Annotated in this window: 20 protein-coding genes and 4 pseudogenes; 4 read left to right on the plus strand and 20 right to left on the minus strand. The window is 73.8% G+C overall.

What is annotated here, in order from left to right; all coding sequences use genetic code 11:
* Positions 1-86: 86 nt before the first annotated feature.
* The 20 genes and pseudogenes from ACZ411_RS00175 to ACZ411_RS00270 form a co-directional block, all read right to left on the minus strand.
* Entirely contained in the window at positions 87-1,037 is a 951-nt protein-coding gene (locus ACZ411_RS00175; protein WP_464167560.1) for a fatty acid desaturase family protein, read from the minus strand.
* A 269-nt stretch (positions 1,038-1,306) separates the two neighbouring features.
* Positions 1,307-2,467 carry an NAD(P)-dependent alcohol dehydrogenase gene (locus ACZ411_RS00180; RefSeq protein ID WP_464167562.1) on the minus strand — a complete coding sequence of 387 codons (1,161 nt, stop codon included), beginning with the start codon at positions 2,465-2,467 and terminating at the stop codon, positions 1,307-1,309.
* A gap of 67 nt (positions 2,468-2,534) precedes the next feature.
* Entirely contained in the window at positions 2,535-3,317 is a 783-nt protein-coding gene (locus ACZ411_RS00185; RefSeq protein WP_464167564.1) for a hypothetical protein, read from the minus strand.
* A 172-nt stretch (positions 3,318-3,489) separates the two neighbouring features.
* A pseudogene (locus ACZ411_RS00190) lies at positions 3,490-6,517 on the minus strand (alpha-mannosidase).
* A gap of 120 nt (positions 6,518-6,637) precedes the next feature.
* Entirely contained in the window at positions 6,638-7,546 is a 909-nt protein-coding gene (locus ACZ411_RS00195) for a carbohydrate ABC transporter permease (RefSeq protein WP_104290592.1), read from the minus strand.
* 2 nt (positions 7,547-7,548) lie between these two features.
* Positions 7,549-8,508: pseudogene (locus ACZ411_RS00200) on the minus strand (carbohydrate ABC transporter permease).
* A 45-nt stretch (positions 8,509-8,553) separates the two neighbouring features.
* On the minus strand, positions 8,554-9,945 hold the full coding sequence (locus ACZ411_RS00205) for an extracellular solute-binding protein (RefSeq protein WP_464167567.1): 1,392 nt from the start codon (positions 9,943-9,945) through the stop codon (positions 8,554-8,556).
* Positions 9,946-10,028: 83 nt separating this feature from the next.
* On the minus strand, positions 10,029-11,015 hold the full coding sequence (locus tag ACZ411_RS00210; protein ID WP_464167569.1) for an ROK family protein: 987 nt from the start codon (positions 11,013-11,015) through the stop codon (positions 10,029-10,031).
* 235 nt (positions 11,016-11,250) lie between these two features.
* Positions 11,251-11,409, minus strand: a pseudogene (locus ACZ411_RS00215) (ROK family transcriptional regulator); the annotation flags it as partial.
* 328 nt (positions 11,410-11,737) lie between these two features.
* Complete coding sequence (gene ypfJ, locus ACZ411_RS00220) at positions 11,738-12,646, minus strand: KPN_02809 family neutral zinc metallopeptidase (protein WP_104290589.1); 909 nt, start codon at positions 12,644-12,646, stop codon at positions 11,738-11,740.
* A 75-nt stretch (positions 12,647-12,721) separates the two neighbouring features.
* Entirely contained in the window at positions 12,722-13,372 is a 651-nt protein-coding gene (locus ACZ411_RS00225; protein WP_464167571.1) for a DNA alkylation repair protein, read from the minus strand.
* Positions 13,369-14,382 (minus strand): NAD-dependent epimerase/dehydratase family protein, encoded by a 1,014-nt coding sequence (locus tag ACZ411_RS00230; RefSeq protein ID WP_464167573.1) that lies wholly within the window; start codon positions 14,380-14,382, stop codon positions 13,369-13,371. Before ACZ411_RS00230 ends, ACZ411_RS00225 begins: the two co-directional genes overlap by 4 nt.
* A gap of 89 nt (positions 14,383-14,471) precedes the next feature.
* On the minus strand, positions 14,472-14,819 hold the full coding sequence (locus ACZ411_RS00235; RefSeq protein WP_464167618.1) for a DUF2017 family protein: 348 nt from the start codon (positions 14,817-14,819) through the stop codon (positions 14,472-14,474).
* 163 nt (positions 14,820-14,982) lie between these two features.
* Positions 14,983-15,357 (minus strand): ATP-dependent Clp protease adapter ClpS, encoded by a 375-nt coding sequence (gene clpS, locus ACZ411_RS00240; protein WP_464167575.1) that lies wholly within the window; start codon positions 15,355-15,357, stop codon positions 14,983-14,985.
* A gap of 87 nt (positions 15,358-15,444) precedes the next feature.
* Positions 15,445-16,143, minus strand: coding sequence for a response regulator (locus tag ACZ411_RS00245; protein WP_104290584.1), 699 nt, complete (start codon positions 16,141-16,143; stop codon positions 15,445-15,447).
* Positions 16,140-16,634 carry an ATP-binding protein gene (locus ACZ411_RS00250; RefSeq protein ID WP_464167621.1) on the minus strand — a complete coding sequence of 165 codons (495 nt, stop codon included), beginning with the start codon at positions 16,632-16,634 and terminating at the stop codon, positions 16,140-16,142. Before ACZ411_RS00250 ends, ACZ411_RS00245 begins: the two co-directional genes overlap by 4 nt.
* 76 nt (positions 16,635-16,710) lie before the next feature.
* Positions 16,711-17,385: pseudogene (locus tag ACZ411_RS00255) on the minus strand (DUF7134 domain-containing protein); the annotation flags it as partial.
* Between the two features lie 94 nt (positions 17,386-17,479).
* On the minus strand, positions 17,480-18,319 hold the full coding sequence (locus ACZ411_RS00260; protein ID WP_104290582.1) for an ABC transporter permease subunit: 840 nt from the start codon (positions 18,317-18,319) through the stop codon (positions 17,480-17,482).
* Positions 18,316-19,251, minus strand: a complete 936-nt coding sequence (locus ACZ411_RS00265) for an ATP-binding cassette domain-containing protein (protein WP_104290581.1) — start codon at positions 19,249-19,251, stop codon at positions 18,316-18,318. Before ACZ411_RS00265 ends, ACZ411_RS00260 begins: the two co-directional genes overlap by 4 nt.
* A gap of 129 nt (positions 19,252-19,380) precedes the next feature.
* A complete protein-coding gene (locus ACZ411_RS00270) occupies positions 19,381-20,586 on the minus strand; it encodes an aminotransferase class I/II-fold pyridoxal phosphate-dependent enzyme (RefSeq protein WP_464167578.1) in 1,206 nt (401 codons plus the stop codon).
* A gap of 219 nt (positions 20,587-20,805) precedes the next feature.
* Here ACZ411_RS00270 and ACZ411_RS00275 point away from each other — a divergent pair, with 219 nt between their 5' ends.
* The 4 genes from ACZ411_RS00275 to ACZ411_RS00290 all read left to right on the plus strand — a co-directional run bounded on the left by ACZ411_RS00275 (position 20,806) and on the right by ACZ411_RS00290 (position 23,954).
* Positions 20,806-21,333 (plus strand): hypothetical protein, encoded by a 528-nt coding sequence (locus tag ACZ411_RS00275; protein WP_464167580.1) that lies wholly within the window; start codon positions 20,806-20,808, stop codon positions 21,331-21,333.
* Between the two features lie 242 nt (positions 21,334-21,575).
* On the plus strand, positions 21,576-22,223 hold the full coding sequence (locus ACZ411_RS00280; RefSeq protein WP_464167582.1) for a hypothetical protein: 648 nt from the start codon (positions 21,576-21,578) through the stop codon (positions 22,221-22,223).
* Between the two features lie 214 nt (positions 22,224-22,437).
* Complete coding sequence (locus ACZ411_RS00285) at positions 22,438-23,805, plus strand: S1C family serine protease (protein WP_464167584.1); 1,368 nt, start codon at positions 22,438-22,440, stop codon at positions 23,803-23,805.
* Entirely contained in the window at positions 23,745-23,954 is a 210-nt protein-coding gene (locus ACZ411_RS00290) for a PDZ domain-containing protein (RefSeq protein WP_464167586.1), read from the plus strand. The genes ACZ411_RS00285 and ACZ411_RS00290 overlap by 61 nt, the downstream gene beginning before the upstream one ends.
* Positions 23,955-24,023 lie beyond the last annotated feature (69 nt).

Raw genomic sequence — 24,023 nt, forward strand, 5'->3', positions numbered from 1 at the left:
CACGGAGCCCGCCACCACGACGACGCCCCCTGTGCGCCACCGGGGAGGGCGGCGCACAGGGGGCGTCGGGTGGACGGGGAGCGGGATCAGCGCCCGAACGCCGCCGAGGCGGGGCAGTCGAACGGGTCGCCGCCGGCCGAGAGGCCCACGCGGTCGAGGTACGCGACGACGATGCCGTACAAGGCCAGCAGCGTGGTCTCCGTGTAGGGGATCGAGTGCGTCGCGCAGTACTCCTTGGCGATGACCTGGGCGCGCTTCAGCGCGGGCCGCGGCATGTTCGGGAACAGGTGGTGCTCGATCTGGTAGTTGAGGCCGCCCATGTAGATGTCGGTCAGCCACGTGCTCTTGATGTTGCGCGAGGTGAGCACCTGGCGGCGGAGGAAGTCGACCTTGGAGTCCTTCGGCAGGACGGGCATGCCCTTGTGGTTCGGGGCGAACGAGGCGCCCATGTAGACGCCGAAGACCGCGAGCTGCACGCCGACGAAGGCGAAGGCCATGCCGAGGGGGAGGAAGAAGAAGACGACCGCGAGGTAGGCGATGATGCGCGTGGACAGCATGGAGATCTCGAGCCAGCGCTTGTCGACCTTGCCGCGGCCGAAGACGGTGCGGAAGCCGTGGACGTGCAGGTTGAGGCCCTCGAACATGAGGATGGGGAAGAAGGCGTAGCCCTGGTGGCGGGTGAACCAGCCGTAGACGCCCTTGGCGCGCGCCGCGTCCTCCGGGGTGAAGGAGATGACGTCGCGCTCGATGTCCGGGTCCTTGCCGAGCACGTTCGGGTTCGCGTGGTGGCGCGAGTGCTTGGTCATCCACCAGGAGTAGCTGATGCCGACGAAGAGGTTGGCGAGCGTGCGGCCCGCGATGTCGTTGGCCTTGCCCGACTCGAACACCTGGCGGTGCGAGGCCTCGTGGGCGAGGAACGCGAACTGGGTGAAGATGATGCCGAGCCCCGCGGCGATGAGGAGCTGGAACCAGCTGTCGCCGAGGAGCACGAAGCCCGCGCCGAGCCCGACGAGGGCCGTGGTGATGCCGGCGAACATGAGCACGTAGAACCCGACGCGGCGGTTCAGGAGACCCGCGTCGCGGACCGTGTTGAGCAGGCCCGAGTACTCGGTGGTGGGGTTCGCCCCCGCCGCCGCGCTTGGGCCGGGTCAGCACGATGCGGGGGGCTGAGGTGGTGTCTGTCATGGTCAGCTCGTTCGTCCGTGGCCTCTCGGCCAGGTGGAGCGGACCGCCCTCGGCGAGCCGCTGTCTGTCGACGTCGTGTCGGGACACGACGCAGGCGGCCGGGGATTGGGGCAACCAGGACTCACACTCCCACAGCCGCTCCGGCATCGCACCAGGGAGACTCACAGCGCGGGCGGCGTGTCGCTGTCGATCCGCCACAGCGCCGCGTACTGCCGCGGCTTACGGGCTGCTGGGCGGCTACGGGGACGATGACCGCGCGGCCGCGGACCCGGCCCGCCGCCAGCGCCGCGTACGCGTCCGGGGCGTCGTCGAGCGAGTACCGCTGCGTCTCGACGGTCACCTGGCCGGAGCGCGCGAGGTCGAGGACCTCGATGAGCTCGGAGCGGCTGCCCCAGTAGGGGATCCGCACGGCGGCGTCGAACGCGATGCGCCCGAAGCCGAGCTCGACGGACCCGCCGCCGATCCCGACGATCGTGACGTCGCCGCCGGCCTCGACCACCTGCACGGCGGTGGCCATGGTCGGCGCGGCGCCGACGAAGTCGAACACCGCCTGCACGCCGCGTCCGCCCGTGATGGCGCGGATGCCGTCGGCGGCGTCGGCATCGCTGATGACGGTGTGGTGCGCGCCCACGTGCCGGGCGAGCTCGAGCTTCTCGTCGTCCACGTCGAGGGCGATGACGGTCGCGCCGCTGAGGGCGCGGAGGATCTGGATGCCGACGTGCCCGAGGCCGCCGGTGCCGATGACGACGGCGGTCGTGCCGGCGCCGAGCTTCGGGAGGGACGTCTTGATGGCGTGGTACGGGGTGAGGCCGGCGTCGGTGAGGGAGACGTTGGCGACGGGGTCGAGGTCGCCGAGCGGGACCAGGTGGCGCGGGTCGTCGACGATCATGTACTCCGCCATCGCACCGGGGGCGCCGAGCCCGGGAGGCTGGATCCCCTCGGCGGCGGCGTTCTCGCAGTGGTTCTCGCGGCCCTCGGCGCAGGGGTGGCAGCGTCCGCAGCCCCAGGGCCCGTAGACGGCGACGCCATCCCCGACGGACAGGTGCTCGACGCCGGCGCCGAGCTCCTCGACGACGCCCGCGCCCTCGTGGCCGAGCGTCAGGGGGAGCGGGTAGCCGGCGGCGCGGTACTCCTCCTCCGACAGGCCCATGACGTACTCGTCGGAGTGGCAGACGCCGGCGGCGGTGATGCGGAGGAGGACCTGGCCGGGGCCGGGCGTCGGCTTCTCGATCTCGACGACCTCGGGGTGGGATCCGATGCGGGTGTACTGGAGTGCCTTCATCCGTCCACCGTATTCGTCATGTGAGGGAACGTCCGCGCGTGTCGCCGCGCGCACGACGGACCGCGGGTCAGGGGAGGCGGCTGCCCTGCGGCGGCGCCGGGGGAGGCGGTGCCGGCGGGCGCTCGGACTCGGGCAGGGCGAGCTCCGCGTCCGCGGCGTCGCGGAGGAGCGCCATGGGGCCGGCCGTGCGCGCCGACGTCCAGAGCCCGGAGACGGAGAGGAGCGCGTAGACCGGGAGGAACCAGCCGAGCATCCCGATGTCCCGGGTGACGGCGTAGGCCGGCGCGCCGACCAGTACGAGCACGCCCATGACGACGGCGCCCGGCACGCCGACCGCGGCCGAGGCGATGGCGCGGCGGGACTCGGTCGCGACGCGCTCCGCGGTCCCGGGCTGGATCGTCACCCGCCCGCGGGCGTCCACCGCGCGGTCGAGGAGCGCGGAGTCGCGCCACGACGGATGCGACCCGGTGACGGACGGGTGGCGGCGGATCGCGCGCGTGAGCCAGACGGACACGGGGATGATCCCGACGGCGGCGCCGACCATGATCCCGAGCAGCACGGCGGCCGCCGCCGACGTCGCCTCGCCGTCCGCGCGCGCGAGCACGGGCCGGATCAGGAGGGCCATGGCGACGCCCGCCACGAGGCCGGAGCCGAGCGCGACGAGCCGGCGGCGCGGGGTCACGACCTCGGCGATCCACGCGACGAGCGCCCGGGCGCCGATGCGCGCCATCCGGCGGCGCCCGTACCCGGGATCCTCCGGCGGGGCGGTCGGGGCGGCCTGCGCGGGAGGCCCGGTCGGTGCGGTGGTGGCGGCGGTCGTGTCGTCGGCGGCCGTGTCGTCGGCGGTCATGGGGCCCTCTCGTCGGGGCGCCTGCCCCCCCTCCATCCTCCCGGTCCCCGGCGGCGGCGGCGGGATCGGCGCCGCCCCCGTCCGGGTGACCGCCGGATTCCCCGCAGCGGACGGCGGCCGGGCTGCCCCGGTCGTCGGACCGGAGCCGCCCCGCCGCCGCGGTCGCTCGCGCCTACCGGCGGGCGATCCGCAGGGTCGCGATCTCGAAGGGCCGCAGGGTGATCTCGAGGGGCTCGCCCGCGGCGTGGGCGGGAGCGCCGTCGACGGGCCGCTCCAGCAGGTCGGTGCGGTGCGCCGCGCCCAGCCCGGCATCGGGGTCCACCCGGACGACCGTGCGCTCCCGGCCGCCGCGCGCCTCGTACAGCCGGACGACCAGGTCGCCCGAGCGGTCCTCGGCGAGCTTGACCGCCTCGATCACCACGGCGGCGTTCGACGACGTGACGAGCGGCGCGACGCCGTGGTCGCCCGCGACCTCGCGCACCGGCAGGTTCAGCCGGTAGCCCGCGTCCGCGGCGTCGAGCACGTCCGGCGCCACGCGCACCGCGGAGCGCAGCACGTGCCGGCCCTGGTCGGCGTGCGGGTCGGGGAACACCGGGGCGCGCAGGAGCGACTGGCGCACGAGCGTCGCGCTGCCGCCGTCGGGGCGGGGGATCCGCGTCACGTCGTGCCCGTAGGTCGCGTCGTTCGCCACGGCCACGCCGAACCCGGGCTCGCCCACGTGCACCCAGCGGTGCGCGACGGTCTCGAACCGCGCCGTCTCCCACGACGTGTTGGCGTGCGTCACCCGCTGCACGTGGCCGAACTGCACCTCGGACGCGGCCCGGTCGGCGTGGACGTCGAGGGGGAACGCGAGCTTCAGGAGCTTCTGCCGCTCGTGCCAGTCGACGTCGGTGACGACCTGCAGCTCGGGCTCGCCCGCGGGCACCGTCCACGTCTGCGTGACGCGGGAGGAGCCGAAGGCGCGCTCGACCACGAGCGCCGCGCCGTCGATCCGGACGGAGGCGACGTCGGTGAGGTCGGTGCGGTTCCGGCGGTAGGCGTCGTCGATGTCCCACGCGTCCCACTGGTTGGGGGTGTCGCGGAAGAGCTGCAGCAGGCCGAGGCGCTGCCCGGGGGCTACGAGGTCGCGACCCGACGCCGTGTCCACGAGGGACGATACCGTGCCGTCGGCGTCGAAGCGCGCGCGGACGAGGCCGTTGTCGAGGACCCAGCCGTCGCCGTCCGCCACGGGCGCGGGCGCGTCGCCGTCGTCCTCCACCGGGCCGGCGGACAGGGCGCCGACGCCGCGGGCGTCGACGGGGGCCGCGTTGAAGGCGATCCGCCGGTCGCCCGATCCGGCGAGCGCGCGCTGCGCCTCGGCCACGAGCTCCCGCAGCCGGCCCTGCACGCGGGCGTGCTCGCGCTCCGCCTCCTGGTGCACCCAGGCGATGGAGGTGCCGGGCAGGATGTCGTGGAACTGCAGGAGCAGCACCGTGCGCCACAGCGCGTCCAGCTCGTCGTGGGGGTACGCGACGAGGTCCCGCACGGCCGCCTGCGCGAGCCACAGCTCCGCCTCCCGCAGCAGGTGCTCGCTGCGCCGGTTGCCCTGCTTGGTGCGCGCCTGCGACGTGTACGTGCCGCGGTGGAACTCGAGGTACATCTCGCCCGACCACACGTGGGGGTCGTGGATCTCGGCCCGGGCCCGGTCGAAGAACGACAGCGGCGTGCCGAGCTCCACGCGCGGCGACCCCTCGAGGTCCCGCGTGCGGTGGGCCGCCGCGGTCATCTCGCGGGTCGGCCCGCCGCCGCCGTCGCCCCAGCCGAACGGGACGATGGAGGCGTTGCTCACGGCCTTCTCGGCGTGCTGGCGCTCGGCGCGCGCGAGGTCCTCCGCCGAGAGGTCCGAGTTGTAGGAGTCCACCGGCGGGAAGTGGGTGAAGACGCGGCTGCCGTCGATGCCCTCCCACAGGAACGTGTGGTGCGGCATCGTGTTGGTCTCGTTCCACGACTGCTTCTGCGTGAAGAAGTACTCGGCGCCCGCGCCCCGCACGATCTGCGGCAGAGCGCCCGTGTAGCCGAAGGAGTCGGGGAGCCACACCTCGCGGGAGTCGATCCCGAACTCCTCGAGGAAGAACCGCTTCCCCTGCACGAGCTGGCGCACGAGCGCCTCGCCGCCCGGCATGTTGGTGTCCGACTCGACCCACATGCCGCCGACCGGGATGAAGCGCCCCTCGGCGACGCGCTGACGGAGGCGCTCGAACAGCTGCGGGTGGTCCTCCTTCAGCCACGCGTACTGCTGCGCGCTGGACGCGGCGAAGACGAAGTCCGGGTCCTCGTCCATGAGCGCGAGGACGTTCGAGAACGTGCGGGCGACCTTCCGCCCGCGTCTCGCGGACGGGCCAGAGCCACGCGGAGTCGATGTGGGCGTGGCCGACGGCGGTGACGCGGTGGGCGCTCGCGTGCGCCGGAGCCGCGAGCACGGGCGCGAGCACCTCGCGCCCGGCGGTGGCGGTGCCCGCGACGTCGTCGGGGTCCACGGCGTCGCACACCCGCTCGAGCGCCGACAGGATCTCCACGCGGCGGGAGGAGGCGGGATCCAGCTGCCCGAGCAGCCCCTGCAGGGTCCAGACGTCACGGTCGAGCTCGTACACCGCGAGGTCGCGCCACGCGAGGTCGAGGGTGCGCATCGTGTAGATGGGGTCGTCGCCCGCGGTGGCCGGGTCGCCGAGCGGGGTCTCGCCGTAGAAGTCGTTGCCGCCGACGTCCGGGTTCGACGCCGCCTCGATCCACAGGTCGATGGTCGTGCCGGGCGCCGTGCCCTGGCCGATCGCCTCGAGCGGCACGTACCCGTTGTACGGCTCGATGGCCTTGACGACGCTGCCGTCGGGCCGGTGCACGAGCCCCTCCGCCTGGAACCCCGGCTGGCGGTCGCTGAAGCCGAGGTCGACGAGGACCTCGAGCGACGTGCCGTCCGCGCCGGCGTCGTCCGGCACGGTGCCGGTGACGTGGAACCACGTGGTGCCCCACGCCCGGCTCCACGGCGTGCCGACCGCGAACGGGCGGTAGTCCTGCCGGACCGCCTCGGCGAACGGCACCGGCTCGCCGGGCGCGTCCCACGCCTCGATGGTGAGGGGCATGCGGCGCCGGTACACGTTCGGGGTGAGGCGGTCGACCACGAAGCGCGCGACGCGGGCCTCGGCGAGGGCGGTGGTGAGGGGCATGGTCATCTCCTGACGATGGCGCGGACGGACCGCGGACGGGTGTCTCCAGCGTGCGCCGCGCGGGCGTCGGCGTCCGGCGGCGGGTGGTGCGGTGGTGGTGCGGGTGGATGCGCGGGCCGGTCAGCCCTTCACGGCGCCGGCGAGCGCGTTGGAGCCGCCGAGCGTCCGCGAGACGAGCACGTACAGCGCGATGACGGGCACCGAGTAGACGAGCGAGAACGCGGCGAGCTGGCCGTACGCGACGGAGCCGTACTGCCCGAAGAAGTTGAAGATGCTCACGGCGGCCGGCTGCTTGTCCGGGCTCAGCAGCAGGATGAAGGGGACGAAGAAGTTCCCCCACGCCTGGATGAACACGAAGATGAACACCACCGCGATCCCCGGCCGCATGAGCGGCACGACGATGTGCGTGAGGGTGCGCATCATCGACGCGCCGTCGGTCCAGGCGGCCTCCTCGAGGGAGATGGGCACCGAGTCCATGAAGTTCTTCGCCATCCAGATGGCCATCGGCAGGCTCGTGGCGGCGAGGAAGAACACCGTGCCGCCGATCGAGTCGATGAGGTCCAGCGTCACGAACAGGCTGTAGACGGGCACCATCATCGCGGTGATGGGCAGGCACGTGCCGAAGAGGATGCCGTAGAGGAACGGCTTGTTGATCCGCATCCGGTACCGCGACAGCGGGTACGCCGCGAGGATCGCGACGACCACCGTCACGATCGCGCAGCCGCCGGAGAGCACGAGGCTGTTCATCAGCGGGATGAAGGAGATCTCCGGCGTCAGCACGGCCGTGAAGTTGTCGAGCGTGAACTCGTCCGGCACCTTCGCCGACAGCGTGGCCGACGGGTCGAACGACGCGAGCACCAGCCAGACGAGGGGGACGGCGAAGCAGAGGGCGACGAGCACGAGCACGCCGTTCGAGACGGCCCGCATCACGCGGCCGCTCGGGGACGTCATGCGGGAGCCGGGCGGCCGCGGGGACCGCCTCCCGCGGGTGGCCCGGGCGGGCGCCGGGATCGCTGTGGTCACGGCCATGGTCAGTCCACCTCCGGGCGCAGGGCCCTGATGTAGATCACCGAGAACACGGCTCCGACGAGGAGCATGATCTCGTGGCGATCGCGGTGCCGAAGCCCAGCTGCGAGAACTGGAACGCCTCCTGGTAGGCGAGGATCGGCAGGGTCGAGCTGCTCGTGCCGGGGCCGCCGCCCGTCATCACGAAGATGAGGGTGAAGACCGAGAGCGTCTGCAGCGTGGTGAGCATCAGGTTCGTCGAGATGCTGCGGCGGATGACCGGCAGCGTGATGAAGACGAGCCGCTGCCAGCCGGTCGCGCCGTCCACCTCGGCGGACTCCGTGATCTCCGGCGGCACCTCCTGCACGGCCGCCGCGTAGACGAGCATGGAGAAGGCGGATCCGCGCCACACGTTGGCGAGGATCACCGAGAGGAGCGGCAGCCCGTACAGCCAGTTCGCGCCCTGGATCCCGAACCAGCCGAGGATCGTGTTGAGCGTCCCCTCGTCGTTGAAGAACGCGTACGCGGCGAACGCGGCCACGATCTCCGGCAGGACCCACGCCGCGATGACGAACGTGCCGACGACGGCGCGCACGCCGCGGTTGCCCTGCCGCATGAGGAGCGCCAGGCCGAGACCGACGACGTTCTGCCCGACGACCGCCGAGAAGAACACGAACGCGAGCGTGAGGAGCACCGACTTGGGGAAGTCCGGGTCGGCGAACAGCGCCGTGTAGTTGTCGAAGCCGATGAACTGCGCGCCGCCGGCGGCGTACCCCTGTGAGGGACGCGTCGGTGAACGAGCCGTAGAGGCTCGAGATGACGGGCCCGAGCAGGAACAGGGCGAGCAGGACGATCGAGGGGAGCAGCGGGATGGTGCGCGCCCCGGTGCGGAGCGCGCGGGCACGGGCCCGGCCCGGGCGGACCGGCGGCGGTCCGCCGGACCCCGGCCCCGACCCCGCCGCGCCCCGCCGGTCGGCGCCGCGCACACCGGCGTCGGGGCCGACCGGGACGGGGGCGATGGTGGCCACGGATCAGTCCTCGGCCTTCTGCGTCCCGTCCTGGCCGACGATGCCGACGAGCGCGTCGTCGTAGGCGGCCGCGGCCTCCTCGGGCGACTGCTGGCCGGTCATCACCGACTCCATCGCGACGGTGATCGCGTTGGAGATCCGGCTGTAGTCGGTGGTCGCGGGGCGGAAGTGGGTCACGTCGACGATGGAGGAGAAGAACTCGAACGTCGGGTTGGAGGAGACGTACTCCGGGTCCTCGGCCACGTCGCTGCGCACCGCGATCTGGCTGGCCGCGATGTCGTACGACTGCGAGCCCTCCTTGTCGAGCGCGTCGGCGATGAACTCGAACGCCTTGTCGGGGTTCGCGGTCTTCGCGCCGACCGCGAGGGTCCAGCCGCCGGACATGCTCACCGCGCCGGGGGCGGCGCCGTCCTGCGTGGGCATGGGCGCCTGGCCCATCACGTCGCTCCACTCGGGCCAGGGGTTCGTGCCCGTCTCGAGCCACGTGCCGCTCAGCCACGAGCCGTCGAGGTCGATGGCGAGCTTGCCCTGCGGCAGCCACTCGCCGCCGACGATGGTGGAGATGTTCGTGTCGAGCGCCTCCTCGGGCTTCGGGCCGATGCCGCCCTGGTACACGTCCTCGATGAAGCCGAGGGAGTCGATGAAGCCCTGCGAGCCGGTGAGCCACTTGCTCGTGGACTCGCCGTAGAGCGTGCCGGTGGGGGTGCCGTAGTGCAGCATCTCGAAGCCCTGCATCGTGGCGCCCTCGCCCTGGGGCTTGCCGGAGTAGACGTTGATGGGCACCACGTCGGGCAGCTCGGCCTTGATGGTCTTCGCCGCGTCGAGCACGTCGTCCCAGGTCCTCGGCTCCCACGGCACGGGCAGGCCGGCCTGGGCGAAGAGGTCCTTGTTGTACCAGAGGGCGCGGGTGTCGGTGCCCATCGGGATCCCGTAGACCTTGCCGTCCTCGCCGACGCCGGCCTCCTTGGCGGAGTCGAAGAACATGTCCCAGTCCTCCCAGCCGGCGACCTGGTCGTCGAGGGGGAGGAGGTAGCCGGCGGCCGCGTCGGACTTCACCTTGAAGGTGTCCTCGTACATCACGTCGGGCGCGGTCGAGTCCGAGCGGTTCATCAGCGCGAGCTTCGTGAAGTAGTCGTCGTTCTGCGCGGCGATGGGCACGAACTCGACCTTCATGCCGGGGTTCGCGGCCTCGAAGGTCTTCGCGGTCTCCTTCATGTGGGCGTCCATCTGGGTGAACGTCCCGAACTTCTGGTACGCGACCTTGATGGTCTTCCCGTCGTCGCCGCCGCCCGCGCCGCCGGAGCAGCCGCTGGCGAGGAGGAGGGCGGCGACGGAGGCCGCCGTGATCGAGAGGATGCGGGCTCGCGTCCTGCGGTGCGGCAGATGGTTCGACATGGTGCTCCCTCGCTCCACTGGCTCGGACGGTCGGCGTCATCGCCGGTCGTCGAGGATTAGCCAAACGTATGGACTAATCCATGTCAAGACATCCCGGTGACGATCGGGTCACGGTGAGCCGGGAGGACAGCCGCGACCCCGGCCCACGGGAGCGGCGGCCGGACGGTCAGGCGCGGATGAGCATGGCCGACGGCCGGGGCGAGAACGCGTTGTCGAGCACGAGGCACGCGGCGCCCACTGCGGCGACGTCCTCGCCGACCGCCGACTCGACCACCCGCACGGGGTGCTTCGAGATGAGCGCCGGGGAGCGGCGCACCTCCTCGGGCAGCGTCTCGAGCACCAGCCGGGCGATGGGGTGCCAGAAGGGGCCGCCGCAGACGACCTCGTCGACGTCGAGGAGGTTCACCTGGATCACGATGGCGTGCGCGAGGTGCCGGGGCCGCCGCCTCGACGATCCGCCGCGCCGGGCCGTCCTCCGCGTCCGCACGGGCCGCCAGCGCGTGGAAGGCCTCGCCGATGAGCCGCATGTCGACGGCGTCGCCGCTCGCCGCCGCCTCCGCGAGCGCCGCGTCCGACACGTCCGCCGCGGTGAGCACGCCGCCCTCCACGGCCTGGCGCACGAGCGCGTGCGGCGTGATCAGCTCGCCGACGCACCCGACGCGCCCGCACGTGCAGCGCCGCCCGCGGGACGCGACCATGATGTGCCCGGCGTCGCCGGCGTTGGAGCTCGCGCCGCGCACCGGCTCGCCGCCGAGGACGAGCCCGGTGCCGAAGCCCGTGCCGTAGTACACGAACGCGAGGTGCCGCCGGTCGCCCGTGCCGAACCACAGCTCCGCCACGGCCGCCGCGGTCACGTCCTTCTCGAGGAGCACGGGCAGTCCGGTCGCGGTGCTCAGCGCCTGCCGGAGGGGCACGTGCCGCCAGAGGGGGAGCATCGGCGGGTCCAGCACCAGCCCGGCGCGCACGTCGATGGGCCCCGGCGCGGCGAGCCCGACCCCGAGCACCGCTGCGCGGTCGACCCCCGCGTCCACGATGAGGCCGTCGACGAGCCGGGCGACCAGCGCCACCACCTCGTCGGGCCGGGAGGCGGAGGGCGTCGGGCTGCCTGACGTGCCGGAGCACCGTGCCCTCGAGGTCCAGGAGGACGGAGGTGATGACGGCCGGATCCACGTGCACGCCCACCGCGAACCGGCCGTCGGCCACCAGGTGCAGGAGGGTGCGGGGCTTGCCGGGCCCCCGGATCACGGTGCCGCCCTCGCGCACGAGCCCCTCGTCGATGAGCCGGCGCGTCACGTTGGTCACGGTCTGGGCGCTGAGGCCGGTGCGCTCGGCGACCTCGGAGCGGCTGGCGCCCTCGGTGGCCCGGCGGACCGCGTCGAGCACCACCGTGCGGTTGTATCCGCCGATGGCGGGCAGGTTGGTGCCGCGTCGCATGGGCACCTCCTCGCGCCGGCCGCCGCGCATCGCACGCGGGGCTCCCCGCAGTATCCCGGATCCCGGGCCCCGCTCCGTCCGGCGCCGCGGTCGACGCGGCCCGCCACCGCTCCCGATGACCCCGCGACCCGCCCGGCCGGGCAGTCCGGGCGCCGAGCGGTCCGGGGATGACCGATCTGCTCGCCGCCGCCCACGGGGCGACCCGCACCCGCCCGTCGGCCGGAGGGTCCTCGCAGCGTCCGGGGCCTCGGCCGCTGCGGCTCCCGCCGATCGGGTCCTGCCGCGACGGCGCGCACCACCCGGTCGGGTTCCGCACGGACCCGCCGGAGCCCGCCGACGACGCGGGCCCGGGGACTCCCTAGAGCTCGCCGCCCGGCACGGCGAACGTGTCGCATGCGGCGGGGCCGCCGGCGCGCCCGGTCTCGAACCAGCGCTGCCGCTGCTCCGCGGATCCGTGGGTCCAGGTGTCGGGGTCCACCGCTCCGCCCGCGGAGGCCTGGATCCGGTCGTCGCCCACGGCCGCCGCCGCGTCGAGTGCATCGGCGACCTCCGCGGCCGTGACCGGCTCGAGGAACGCGCGTCCGGTGTCGTCGCGCACCTCGGCGGCCGCGCCGATCCAGGCACCGGCGTAGCAGTCCGCCTGCACCTCGAGGCGCACCGAGTCGGAGTCGGGCCCGGTGCCCGAGCGGTCGGCGCGGTCGAACGCCCCGGAGAGCTGCTGGATGTGGTGGCCCCACTCGTGCCCGACGACGTACATCTGCGCGAGGGGCCCGCCCGTGGCGTCGAACCGCGTGCGCAGCTCGTCGAAGAAGGTCGTGTCGAGGTACAGGCTGCGGTCGGGCGGGCAGTAGAACGGCCCGGTCGCGCTCGTCGCGTCACCGCAGCCCGTGCTCGTGGCGGCGTCGAACAGGGCGAAGCCGGGGAGCGAGTAGTCGGCGACGCCGGCCTCCGCGGCAGCCGTGGTCCAGTACGTGTCGAGCGAGTCGGCGGCACCCGCCATGCGGCACTCGACGTCCTCGTTGGCCTCGCGGCCGGTCGTGCAGCCCTCGATGGCCTCGTCCTGCTGGCCCGACGACCCGGATCCGCCGCTGCCGCCCGCGCCGCCGACCAGCTGCGACAGGTCGACGCCCGTGAACTGCTGCACGAGGATCACGGCGACCACCACGAGCAGCCCGCCCCCGCCCGCGGCGATGCCGGTCGTCCGTCCGCGGCCGCGGCGGCGCGTGACCTTGCTGCTGTCGATCCGGGCGTCGTCGTCGAAGGTCATGAGCCGACCGTACCGGCGGCGGAGCGCCGTGGGGTGCCGGGCGGATGCGGACCGAGCCGTCGACGGCGCGGCCGCTCAGACGCCCGGGACCGGATCCGCGGCCAGGTCGGGCCGCGTCGCGCGGACGAGGTCGCGCACGCGGTCCACCGCCTCGCGCACCACGTCGTGCCCGCCCCGCGGCGCCGCCTGCGCCGTGCGGGCGCGGCGCAGGAACCCGTCCCAGTCTCCGCCGCCGGCGCGCAGCGGCCGCGACGGGGCGAGGAGCGCGGCACGGCGGAGCCAGACGTCCTGCTCGCCGGCCCAGCGGTCGAGCGCCGCGTCGGCGCGTGCGCGTCCCGCGCCGGACAGCCGTTCGACGAGCGGACCGACGACGTCGAGGGCGAGCGGATCCACGAGGTCCCGCAGGCGGGCGTCCCGCACGAAGCCCTCGATGCGGGTGAGGTCGCCGTTGTCGAGCCGGGTCACGTGCTCCTGCAGCAGCACGACGGCCGCGAACCTCATCTCGTACACGCGCGAGCGCCACAGCTCGGACGCGAGCGCCACCGCCTCGTCCCGCGTCATCCCCGGGCGTCGGCGGCCGAGGTCCCGCACGGTGCCGCGCACGGCGCCGACGGACGCGCCCACGAACCCGAGGTCCGACCGCAGGCGCTCCCGCTCGGCCTCCGCGCGGTACCACGCGCCCTCGCGCTCGAGGGCCGCGGCGACGAAGTCGGCGTCCTCGCTCATCCGGCGAGCGGTGCCGAGCCGTCGCGTCCGGTGCGGTGCACGAAGGCGCGGCCGAACTCGGCCAGCACGTCCTCGGCGGGGTGCGCCGGGACCCATCCCAGCACCTCCCGAGCGCGGGTCGTCGACATGACGGGCACGTTCGCGGCGATGTCGATCCATCCCGGATCCGTCCGCTGCACGCGGAGGCGCCAGCTCGCGGAGACGAGCGCGCGGAGGGCCGGCAGCGGCACGGCGACGACGCGCGCTCCCAGCAGGCGTCCCACGAGGGCGGGGTCGACGACCGGATCCGCGGCGATGTTGAACGCGCCCGGCGCCCGGCGCTCCACCGCCCGCCAGAACGCGTCCGCCACGTCCTCGTTGTGCACGACCTGCGACACCAGCTGGCGGGGGAGCGGCAGCACGGGGGTCCGCGTAGCGAGGCCCAGCCAGCGCGTCGGGATCCAGCGGCCGAGGAACAGCGCGGCGATCTCGGCCGCCGCCTCGTCGTGCATGACGAGCCCGGGCCGCATGCGCGTCACCACGACGTCGGGGTGCGCCGCCTCGAAGGCGTCCATCGCGCGCTCGTTCTCGGCCTTGTGCCGCGAGTAGTGGGAGGTGTGGATCCCGCCCGTGGGCCAGGTCTCGTCGCGCGGACGGTCCTTCGGCGCCGCGCTGTAGGCGCCCACGGAGGACGCCACGACCACCTGGGGTACCCCGGCCTGCGCGACGGCGGCGAGCACGTGGGCCGTGCCGATGACGTTGGTGCGGTGCATCACGCGCTCGCGGTGGTTCGGCTGCAGCGCCCAGCCGAGGTGGATGACCGCGTCGGCGCCCCGCATGGTCGCGGCGAGACCGGAGACGGCGCCCGCGGCGCCGATGTCGGCGAGCCGCCACGTCGCGTGGGAGTACGGCTCGAGCGCGGCGTCGGGCATGCGCCGGGCGACGCCCACGATCTCCGCGCCCGCGGCGTGGAGGCGCCGCAGCACCCCGGTCCCGAGGTTCCCGGTCGCTCCGATGACGACGACGCGCATGCTGCTCCTCTCCTGCGGACGGGACCCGGTGGGCCGACGGGTCCGCGGGTCCCCTCCATCATGCTCGCCGGCCGCTGTGCGTCGCCGGGTCAGCGGTCGACGGCCTCGATCAGCGAGCCCTGCGCGAAGGTCAGCCAGTCGTAGATGGCCGCGCTCTCGCGGGGTGCGCGGTCCCGCCAGCCGTCGGCCTCGTCGATCCTCAGGGGCACGGAGATCGCGAGCCGGAGGTCGTTGAGGGTGCGGAGCCACGCCTGCGCACCCGTGGGGTCGAGCACCACCAGGAGCCCGCGCCGCCCGGCTCCGCGCGCGTCGGCCTCCGCGAGCGTCGCCTCCACGGTCGTCGCGTTCGCGGCCTTGGCCTCGGTGAGGTCGCCCGCGGTGAACCGCCGGAACTCCGCGGAGGCCTCGGCGTCGTCCGGGTACGCATCCGGCAGCAGCCGCTCGGCGACGGGGAGGGGGCTCCGCCGTCCTCGGCGCCGCCCGGGGCGACGCGCTCGTCGAGGATGCCGCGCAGCTCGCCGAGGAGGCCGCGGAGGAGGGCGACCTCGTGCGGCTCCAGGTGCGCGGCGACCGTCCCGTCGGGACGGGCGCGGAAGGCCCTCACGCGTCGACCCGCTCGAGCGTCGCCCAGAGGCCGTAGCCGTGCATCGCGAGGACGTGGCGCTCGATCTCCTCGCGGATCCCGGTCGCGACCACGGCCCGTCCGTCCTCGTGCACGCGCAGCATCAGCTCGTCGGCCCGTTCGGGCGGGAAGCCGAAGTAGCTGCGGAAGACGTAGGAGACGTAGGTCATGAGGTTCACCGGGTCGTTCCAGACCACGCAGCTCCACACCGGAGGGGTGGCGGAGCGCTCGAGGAGGTCGGTGTCGGATCCGGTGCTCGTGCCGGCGCCGGGGTCGCCGGCGGGTGGATCGGCGGCCCGGCGAGCGGAGGGGGCGAGGCGGGCGCGGCGCGTGCCCGCGATGGTCGTGGTCACAGCGCTCCTGACGGGTCGACCCGGCGTCCCGCCGGCACGCCCATCCTCTCGTGCCGGGCGCCCCGTCCACGACCCCGGGGCGTCCCGTCACGCACCCGGACGCACCAGCCCGCAGTCGTATGCGAGGATCACCGCCTGAACGCGGTCGCGCACGTCGAGCTTCGCGAGCACCCGGCCGACGTGCGTCTTCACGGTCGACTCCGACAGGTAGAGGCGCCCGGCGATCTCCTGGTTGGTGAGCCCCTCCGCGAGCGCCGTGAGCACCTCCAGCTCCCGCGCGGTCAGCGGGCGCAGGCGCGGGTCGGCGGCGCCCTCCCCGGTGCCCGCGGCGCTTCCGGCCGCGGGCATCGCGGGTCCCAGGAGCTCGATCATGCGCCGGGTCACGCGCGGGGAGATGGCCGCGTCGCCGTCCGCCACGGCGCGGATCGCCTGCATGAGGTGCTCGGGCCGGGTGTCCTTCACGAGGAACCCGCTCGCGCCCGCGCGCAGCCCGGCGAAGGCGTACTCGTCGAGGTCGAAGGTGGTGAGCACGATGACGCGGGTCGCCGGGTGCCGCGCGACGATCTCGGCGGTCGCCTCGATGCCGTCCATGCCGGGCATGCGCACGTCCATCAGCACGACGTCGGGTGCGAGCTCGGCCGCGCGCGCCACGGCGGCGCGGCCGTCGGCCGCCTCGCCCACGACCGCGATCCCGGGCTCGGCGTCGAGCACCATGCGGAAGCCCATGCGCACGAGCGCCTGGTCGTCCACGATGAGCACGCGGACGGGGGTTCGGCTGTCGGTCATCGGTCCTCCTGGATCCGGGGGCGGGTGTCGTGCGGGTCGCGGGCCCCGGCCGCGTCGCCCGGGCGGACGTCGTCCGAGCCGCCGGGCATGCTCGCGAGCACCCTCCATCCGCCGGTCGCGCGGGGCCCGGCGGACGCGGTGCCGCCGTAGACGGCCATGCGCTCGGTGACGCCGAGGAGACCGCGTCCGCTGCCGGGGACGGGCGGGACGACGGGACCCGTGCGGTCGTCGTCGGTGACCTCCACGGTGATCCGGTCGGGCCCGTGGTCGACCCGGACCTCGACGCGCTCGGCGTTCGGCGCGTACCGGAGCACGTTGGTGAGCGACTCCTGCACCACGCGGAACACGGCGAGCTGGCGTCCCCGGATCCTCCGGCGGCGTGCCCGTCGTGGTGAAGCGGACGGGCAGGCCGGTCGACCGGAACGAGTCGACGAGGGCGGCCAGCTCGGCGTGCCCGGGCTGCGGGGCGCGGAGGGACGGAGGGCTCGCATCGCCGGCGGTGGGCTCCTCGGCGAGCACGCCGAGCATGCGGCGCATCTCGGAGAGCGACGACCGACCCGCGTCCGCGACCTCGCGCATCGCGTCGCGGGCGAGCTCCGGGCGGGTGACCGCGCTGGCCGCCGCGCCGTCGGCGAGCGTCACCATGACCGTGATGCCGTGGGCGACGATGTCGTGGATCTCGCGGGCGATGCGGGTGCGCTCGGCCGCCGTGGCGAGCCGCGCCTGCTGGTCGCGCTCACGGGCGAGCTGCACCGCGAGGTCCCGCAGCGCCTCCACGTAGCGCTTCCGTCCGCCGACGTTCGTGCCGATGAGCGTCGCGATGAGCATGGGGATGAGGCTGAACACCAGCATCGAGGCGACCGAGAGGTCGAGCGGCCCGGTGCGCGCCGTGGTGGGCACGACGACCGCGGCGAGGATCGCGGAGCCGCCGAGCCCCAGCCACGCGCGACGCGAGGACCCGTGGACCGCGACGGCGTAGAGCGCGAGCGGGAGGGCGCCGAAGTCGAAGGTGCCCGAGATCAGGGCCGAGGCCGCCGTGCCGAGCCCGCTCACGACGAGCACGCTCACCGGTCGGCTGCGGCGGAGCATCAGCGCCGCGCCCACGCCGAGCGACAGGGTGACGAGCACGACCACGGCCCCGGGGAGGTCGGAGCGGATGTCGCTGACGGCCACGCCGGCGAGGGACGCCCAGGTGAACAGGACCGCGATGACGGCGTCGACCGTCCGCGGATGCCGGGCCATCCACCCGCGGACCGCGCCGGGCGGGTCGGCAGGCGGACGCCGTCGGGCGCGGCGGCGTCCGCCGCGCCCGACGGCGCCCTCCGTTCCGCGTCGATCAGGCGTCCCGCTTCCGGGCGAGCACGACGGCGGGGACGAGGATCACGGCGACCCAGGCCAGCATGACCAGGAGCGCCTGCCAGAACTCCATCTCCCCGGGAGCGCCGTTGCCGCCGCTGTAGAGGCGGTTGCCCGCGCTCAGGGGGAAGTACGGCTCGAGGTCGCGGACCCAGTCGAGCACGGCGCCGAGCAGCTGGCCGACGATGGGCACGACGAGGACGAGGCCGACGAGGGCCCCGATCCCCGCCGCGCCGTTGCGCAGCAGGAGGCCGAACCCGAAGCCCATCAGGCCGATGAGCACGACGAAGAGCACGCCGCCGAGGGCCGAGAGCAGGAACCCGCCCTCCAGGACGTCGACCTCCGCGCCGGCCGCGGAGAAGTACGCGCGGGCGATCAGGAGGGCGACGGCGACCGCGATCGCGGTGACCACGAAGGTCACGACCGTGTAGACGATCGCCTTGGCGGCGATGACCCCGAGACGCCGGGGCGCCGCGCTGAACGACGAGCGGATCATGCCGGTGGAGTACTCGCCGCTGATCACGAGTACCCCGAGCACGCCCGCGACGAGCATCGACAGCGTGACGCCGCTGAGGCCGACGGACACCAGCAGGTCGGCGGCCGGGAGGCCGGGGAGGCCCAGCTGGTCCTCCAGCTGATCCACGACGAACGGGGTGAAGAGCGCCGAGAACCCGGCGAGGAGGAGGAAGACGAGCGCGAAGCACCAGACGGTGGAGCGCAGAGTACGGAGCTTGATCCACTCGGAGCGCATGAGGCGGCCGAGCGTGGGACGGCCCGTGGTCACCGGGGCGGGTGCGTAGGGGGTGCTGGTGGCGGTCATCGTGCGGTCTCCTGCTCGGTCGTGCCGACTGCGGCGCTGTGGTACTCGACGTCGCCCTGCGTGAGCGACAGGTAGGCGTCCTCGAGGGACGCCGAGACGGGCGTGAGCTCGTGGAGCACGACTCCCGCCGACAGGGCGGCGTCGCCGACCTGCGCGGCCGTGAGGCCCGTGATCTCGATGACGTCGCGCTCGACGCTCGTGACCACGACGTCGGGTCGCGACACCGCCTGGCCGAGCCGGTCGGTGTGCGGCGACCGGACGCGGACCAGTCCGCTCGTGGCTCCCGCCACCACGGCGGCGACGGGCGCGTCGGCCAGCACGCGGCCGCGACCGAGGACGATGAGGTGGTCGGCGGTCTGCGCCATCTCGCTCATCAGGTGCGAGGACAGGAGCACCGTGCGGCCCTGGCCGGCGAGGTAGCGCGTGATGTTGCGCACCCAGAGGACGCCCTCGGGGTCGAGGCCGTTGACGGGCTCGTCGAGGATCAGCGTGCGCGGGTCCCCCAGGAGCGCGACGGCGATGCCGAGGCGCTGCCCCATGCCGAGGGAGAAGCCCCCCACGCGCTTCTTGGCGACCGGCTGCAGCCCCGTCATCTCGATGACCTCGTCGACCCGCGAGCGCGGGATGCCATGCGTCGCCGCCATCGCGAGGAGGTGGTTGAACGCGCTGCGGCCCGTGTGCACCGCCTTGGCGTCCAGGAGCGCGCCGACCTCGTGCAGCGGCGCCTGGAGGTCGCGGTAGCGGCGGCCGTTGACGGTCACCGATCCGGAGGTCGGGGCGTCCAGCCCGACGATCATGCGCATCGTGGTGGACTTGCCGGCGCCGTTCGGACCGAGGAATCCGGTCACCATGCCCGGCTGGACGGTGAAGCTCACGCCGTCCACGGCGGTCTTCGCGCCGTAGCGCTTGGTCAGGTTCTCAGCGACGATCATGCGCGCTGCCTCCTCAGGATGGGTGTGCGGACCCAGCGCCCGCGAGACCAACGCTAGGGGCGGCCTCCTCGGCGACGCGTCCCCCTTCCGGCCCCCGTCCCGAGGCGGTCCTGGTACCAGGGTGCCGGGTCAGGCGGTCCCGGGCGCCAGGGCGCCGAGGCGCCGCACGGCCTCCTCGAGCACGTCGATCCGCTTGCAGAACGCGAAGCGCACGAGCGAGGCGTGCTCCGCGGCGAGCGGAGCATGGCAGAAGGCGGAGAGGGGCACCCCGACCACCCCGGCGAGGGCGGGCAGCCGCAGGCACAGCTCCCGGGCGTCGGCGAACCCGAGCGGCGCGGCGTCGGCCACGATGAAGTAGCCGGCCTGCGGCAGGTGGATCCGGAAGCCGGCCGCCGTCAGCCCCGCCGCGAGGATGTCGCGCTTGTGCCGCAGGTCGTCCGCGATGCCGTCGTACACCCGGTCCGGCAGGGCGAGTCCGGTCGCGATGGCGGGCTGGAACGGCGCGCCGTTCACGAACGTCAGGAACTGCTTGACGGCCAGGATCGCGGAGACCAGGGGCGCGGGCGCCGTCAGCCAGCCCACCTTCCAGCCCGTGGTGCGGAAGGTCTTCCCGCCGGAGGAGATGGTCACCGTGCGCTCGCGGGCTCCCGCCAGGGTGGCGACCGGGACGTGCGACGTGTCGAACACGAGGTGCTCGTAGACCTCGTCCGTGACGATCACGACGTCGTGCGCGATCGCGAGCTCCACGACGAGCTCGCGGACCTCGCGGCTGAGCACCGTGCCGGTGGGGTTGTGCGGGTCGTTCAGGAGGATCACGCGGGTGCGGTCGGTGATGGCGTCGCGCAGATCGTCGAGCCGCGGCTGGAAGCCGGGGGCGCGCAGCGGGACGGTGCGGTGCACGCCGCGGGCCAGCGAGATGAGCGCCCCGTAGGCGTCGTAGAACGGCTCGAGGGTCACCACCTCGTCGCCCTCCTCCACGAGGGCGAGGAGGGTGGCCGCGATGGCCTCGGTCGCACCCGCGGTCACGAGCACCTCGGTCTCCGGGTCGATCGCCATCCCGTAGAAGCGAGCCTGGTGGGCGGCGATCGCCTGCCGCAGCCCGGGGGTGCCGCGACCCGGCGGGTACTGGTTCATCCCGGCCGAGATCGCCGCGCGCGCCGCCTCGAGCACCTCGCCCGGTCCGTCCTCGTCGGGGAAGCCCTGCCCCAGGTTGATCGCACCGGTAGCGGCGGCGAGTGCGCTCATCTCGGCGAACACGGTGGTGCCGGGCGTCCCGTCAGGCGAGAGCAGCATGGCCCCGCGGGCCGCGCGCACCCACGCGCCGGGTATCGTCATGCGCCCATCATGGCGCGCGGGCGGCGGGCCGCCTCCCGCACAGCGGGCGTGCCGCCGGACAGGCCGTCCCATGTGGACCCTCCCGCTCCGCCTCGCACCAGCACGGCTACCTTTCCTGGACCGCGATGCCGGGTGCCGCCGCACCCCTCCTGCTCGCGGGATCCGCACGCCCAGGGGGAGACGACCATGCACGAGCGACCGCGCCACCGACCGAGGCGGGTGACCGGGACGCTGTCCGGCTCGCTCGCCCTCCTGCTCCTGTCATGCGTCCTCAGCGGATGCGCCGCCCCCGAGGCGCCGACCCCGCAGGGCCCGCCGACCCCGGCGCTGTCGCAGGAGCAGCGGGACGACGAGGCGTTCCGGGATCTCTTCTCCCGCTACGTGGCGTTGGAACCCGCTGACGAGTCGGGCGAGGTCCTCGCAAGCCTGCTGGCTGGCGATGCGCTCGAGGACGAGCTGTCCTCGATGCATGCCACGGCGGCCGAGGGGCAGCACGGTGAGGGAAGGGCGACGATGTCGGCGTTCGAGGTGACGGGCCGGGGCACGGACGACCAGGGTTCGCGCTTCATGGTCGCGCAAGCGTGCCTGGACGTCGGAGGCACCCGGATCCTGGATGCTGATGGCCGGGACGTGACGCCGACGCGAGACAGTCGATTGTCCCTGCAGATGAAGGCGACCATGTCCGCAGATGGTGCGTGGCGGATCAGCGATTCCCTTCGCAATGAAGCGGTGCACGCATGCGATTGAGGACGGTGCTGTCCGTCCACGCGATCGCTGTGGCGCTCGTCCTGGCTCAAGCCTCGTCAAGCGGCGCAGCCGAAGGAGCGTGTGGTCAGTCATCCGGACGGAGCGGGACTTGCGCGACTGGGGCGATCGATGAGGCAGGTGTCGCTTTGCGCGCACGTGACATCAGGCCACAGGACGCATTCCATCGCCCCTCCGAGCCCTAGGTCGGATCGACCCTGGGAGTACCCATCGACAAGCCACCGGTGGTGCCGCATCCGGTGCCGCGGCAGGATCGGTTGGCGGCGGATGCGGATGGGGGGTGCTTGCCGGGGCGGGGGTCGTGTCTGGATGGGCGGCATGCGTTCCTGCCACCGGCGAGGTCGCCGGTGAAGGCGGCGGATCCGGCGCCGGTGGTGGAGGGCGTTGCGGGGGTGACGTTGGAGGACGTGGCGCAGTTCGTGCCGCGGTCGGCGTCGATCCGGTCGCAGCCGAACGGGTGGGCGCTGGTGGGGGTGCCGGTGAACCTGGTGACGGATGCGGTGGCGCAGGTGGTGGACGGGGTGCTGCTGGGGCGGCCGGCGCAGGTGCGGTTCGTGCCGGTGTCGTTCGCATGGGACCACGGTGATGGCACGACGACGGCGGTGGAGGGTCCGGGTGCGTCGTGGGCGCAGCTGGGTCAGGGCGACTTCACGCCCACGGCCACGAGCCACGTGTTCGCGACGGTCGGGGAACGGCAGGTCGCGGTGACGGTCGCGTACGCGCCGTCGTACCGGTTCGACGGGGGTGCGTGGCAGTCGATCCCGGGGACGCTGCCGGTGCTGGTGGGTCCGGTGACGGTCCGTGTCGTGCAGGGGTCCACGGTCCTGGTGCCCGGGCCGTGCGGGACCCGCCACGCCGGCCCCGGATGCTGAGACGCCGCGAGGTCCCGGCGTCCGACCGCCACGCACGCCTCGACCTGCTCGGACGCAGCTCCCGCGTACGCTCGACCCAGCAGGCGAGCAGCGACACCGACGCCCCGGTCGTCCTTCGGGACCTGGCCTCTGCGGACGGCGCGCTGTCAGGGCAGCCATAGGCAACGCCCAGACTCGCCCTGGAAGCTGGCACGACCTGAGAGGAGCACCACCGATGACCGACAGAAGCCACGGCGCAGACGAGCACGAGGGCGACCGCGAGGTGCCTGGCCGCCCGGACGCCACAGGCCCGGCATCGTCGCGCTCCTCGGACCCGGCCGGCGACGGATCGTCCTGGCCCGCGCCCGCCGGTCCCGCAGCGAGTGCCCACCCGGCACCCACCCCCGCAGACCAGCGCGACACGCTCGCCTACGGCACCCGCCCGGAAGCCGAGCGGCCTGCTGCCACCACCACCGTCCCCGTCGCGGAATCAGCGGCCGCCGGCGACGGACCGTCGGCGGAGACGACCCCGGCGCCCCGCAAGAAGGCCAACAAGGCCCTCCCTCTCGTCGCCATGCTCGCCGTCGGCGCCCTCATCGGGGGAGCCGCGGGCGGTCTGTCCGTCTGGGCGGTCGCGCACGAGGACGGCTCGACGGAGGCGGCCAGCCAGGCTCCGGCCAACATCACGGTCAACGACCCGGACGACGCGACGCCCATCACCGCCGTCGCCGCCCAGGCGTCCGGCAGCGTCGTCACCATCAGCGTCGCCGGCGCGCAGGGCGGCGGCACCGGTTCGGGCGTGGTGCTCTCGAGCGACGGCTACATCCTCACCAACACCCACGTGGTGACGCTCGACGGCCAGACCGGCAACCCCACCATCCAAGTGAAGACCGCGGACGGCGCCCTCTACACGGCCCAGCTCATCGGCACGGATCCGGTCGTCGACCTCGCGGTCATCAAGATGGACGGGGCGAGCGGGCTCACGCCCATCGAGTTCGCCGACTCCTCGAAGCTCAACGTCGGTGACGACGCCATCGCCATCGGCGCGCCGCTCGGTCTGTCCGGGACGGTGACCGACGGCATCGTCAGCGCCCTCGACCGGAGCATCCAGGTGGCTTCGTCCGCCGCTCCCGAGACGCCGGGAGACGGCAGCCAGAGCGAGGAGACGCCGTTCAACTTCTGGCCCTTCGGCAACGAGGGTCAGGGGGGCCAGGGCGGGACGGGCGGCCAGCCCCAGGCGGCGGCCACCATCAGCCTGCCGGTCATCCAGACCGACGCGGCCATCAACCCCGGGAACTCGGGAGGCGCGCTCCTCGACCGCGAAGGTCGGCTCATGGGCATCAACGTGGCCATCGCCAACGCCGGCGGGTCGAGCTCGACCGCGGGCAGCATCGGCGTCGGCTTCGCCATCCCGTCGAACCTCGCCCAGCGCGTCGGTAAGGAGATCATCGCGGGTGGCAGCGCGTCGCACGGGCTGCTCGGCGCGAGCGCCCGCGACGCGGCCGCGGCCGACAACACGACCCCGGTCGGGGCGCGTTCATCGTGGAGGTCCAGAGCGGAGGCGCCGCAGCCGCCGCGGGGCTGCGGAGCGGCGACATCGTGACGGCCTTCGAGGGCGTCCCGATCAGCAAGGCCAGCGACCTCACGGCGCAGGTCCGGGCGCTGGCCGGCGGCAGCGATGCTCAGCTGACCGTGATCCGCGGTGGCCAGACGCAGCAGGTCGCCATCACGCTCGGCACGCTGCAGCAGTAGCCCCTGACCCGAGAGGAGGGGCGGACCGGTGAGCGCCGGTCCGCCCCTCCTCTGCGTCCAGGGCGGAGG

The organism is Clavibacter sp. AC415, assembly GCF_979252985.1.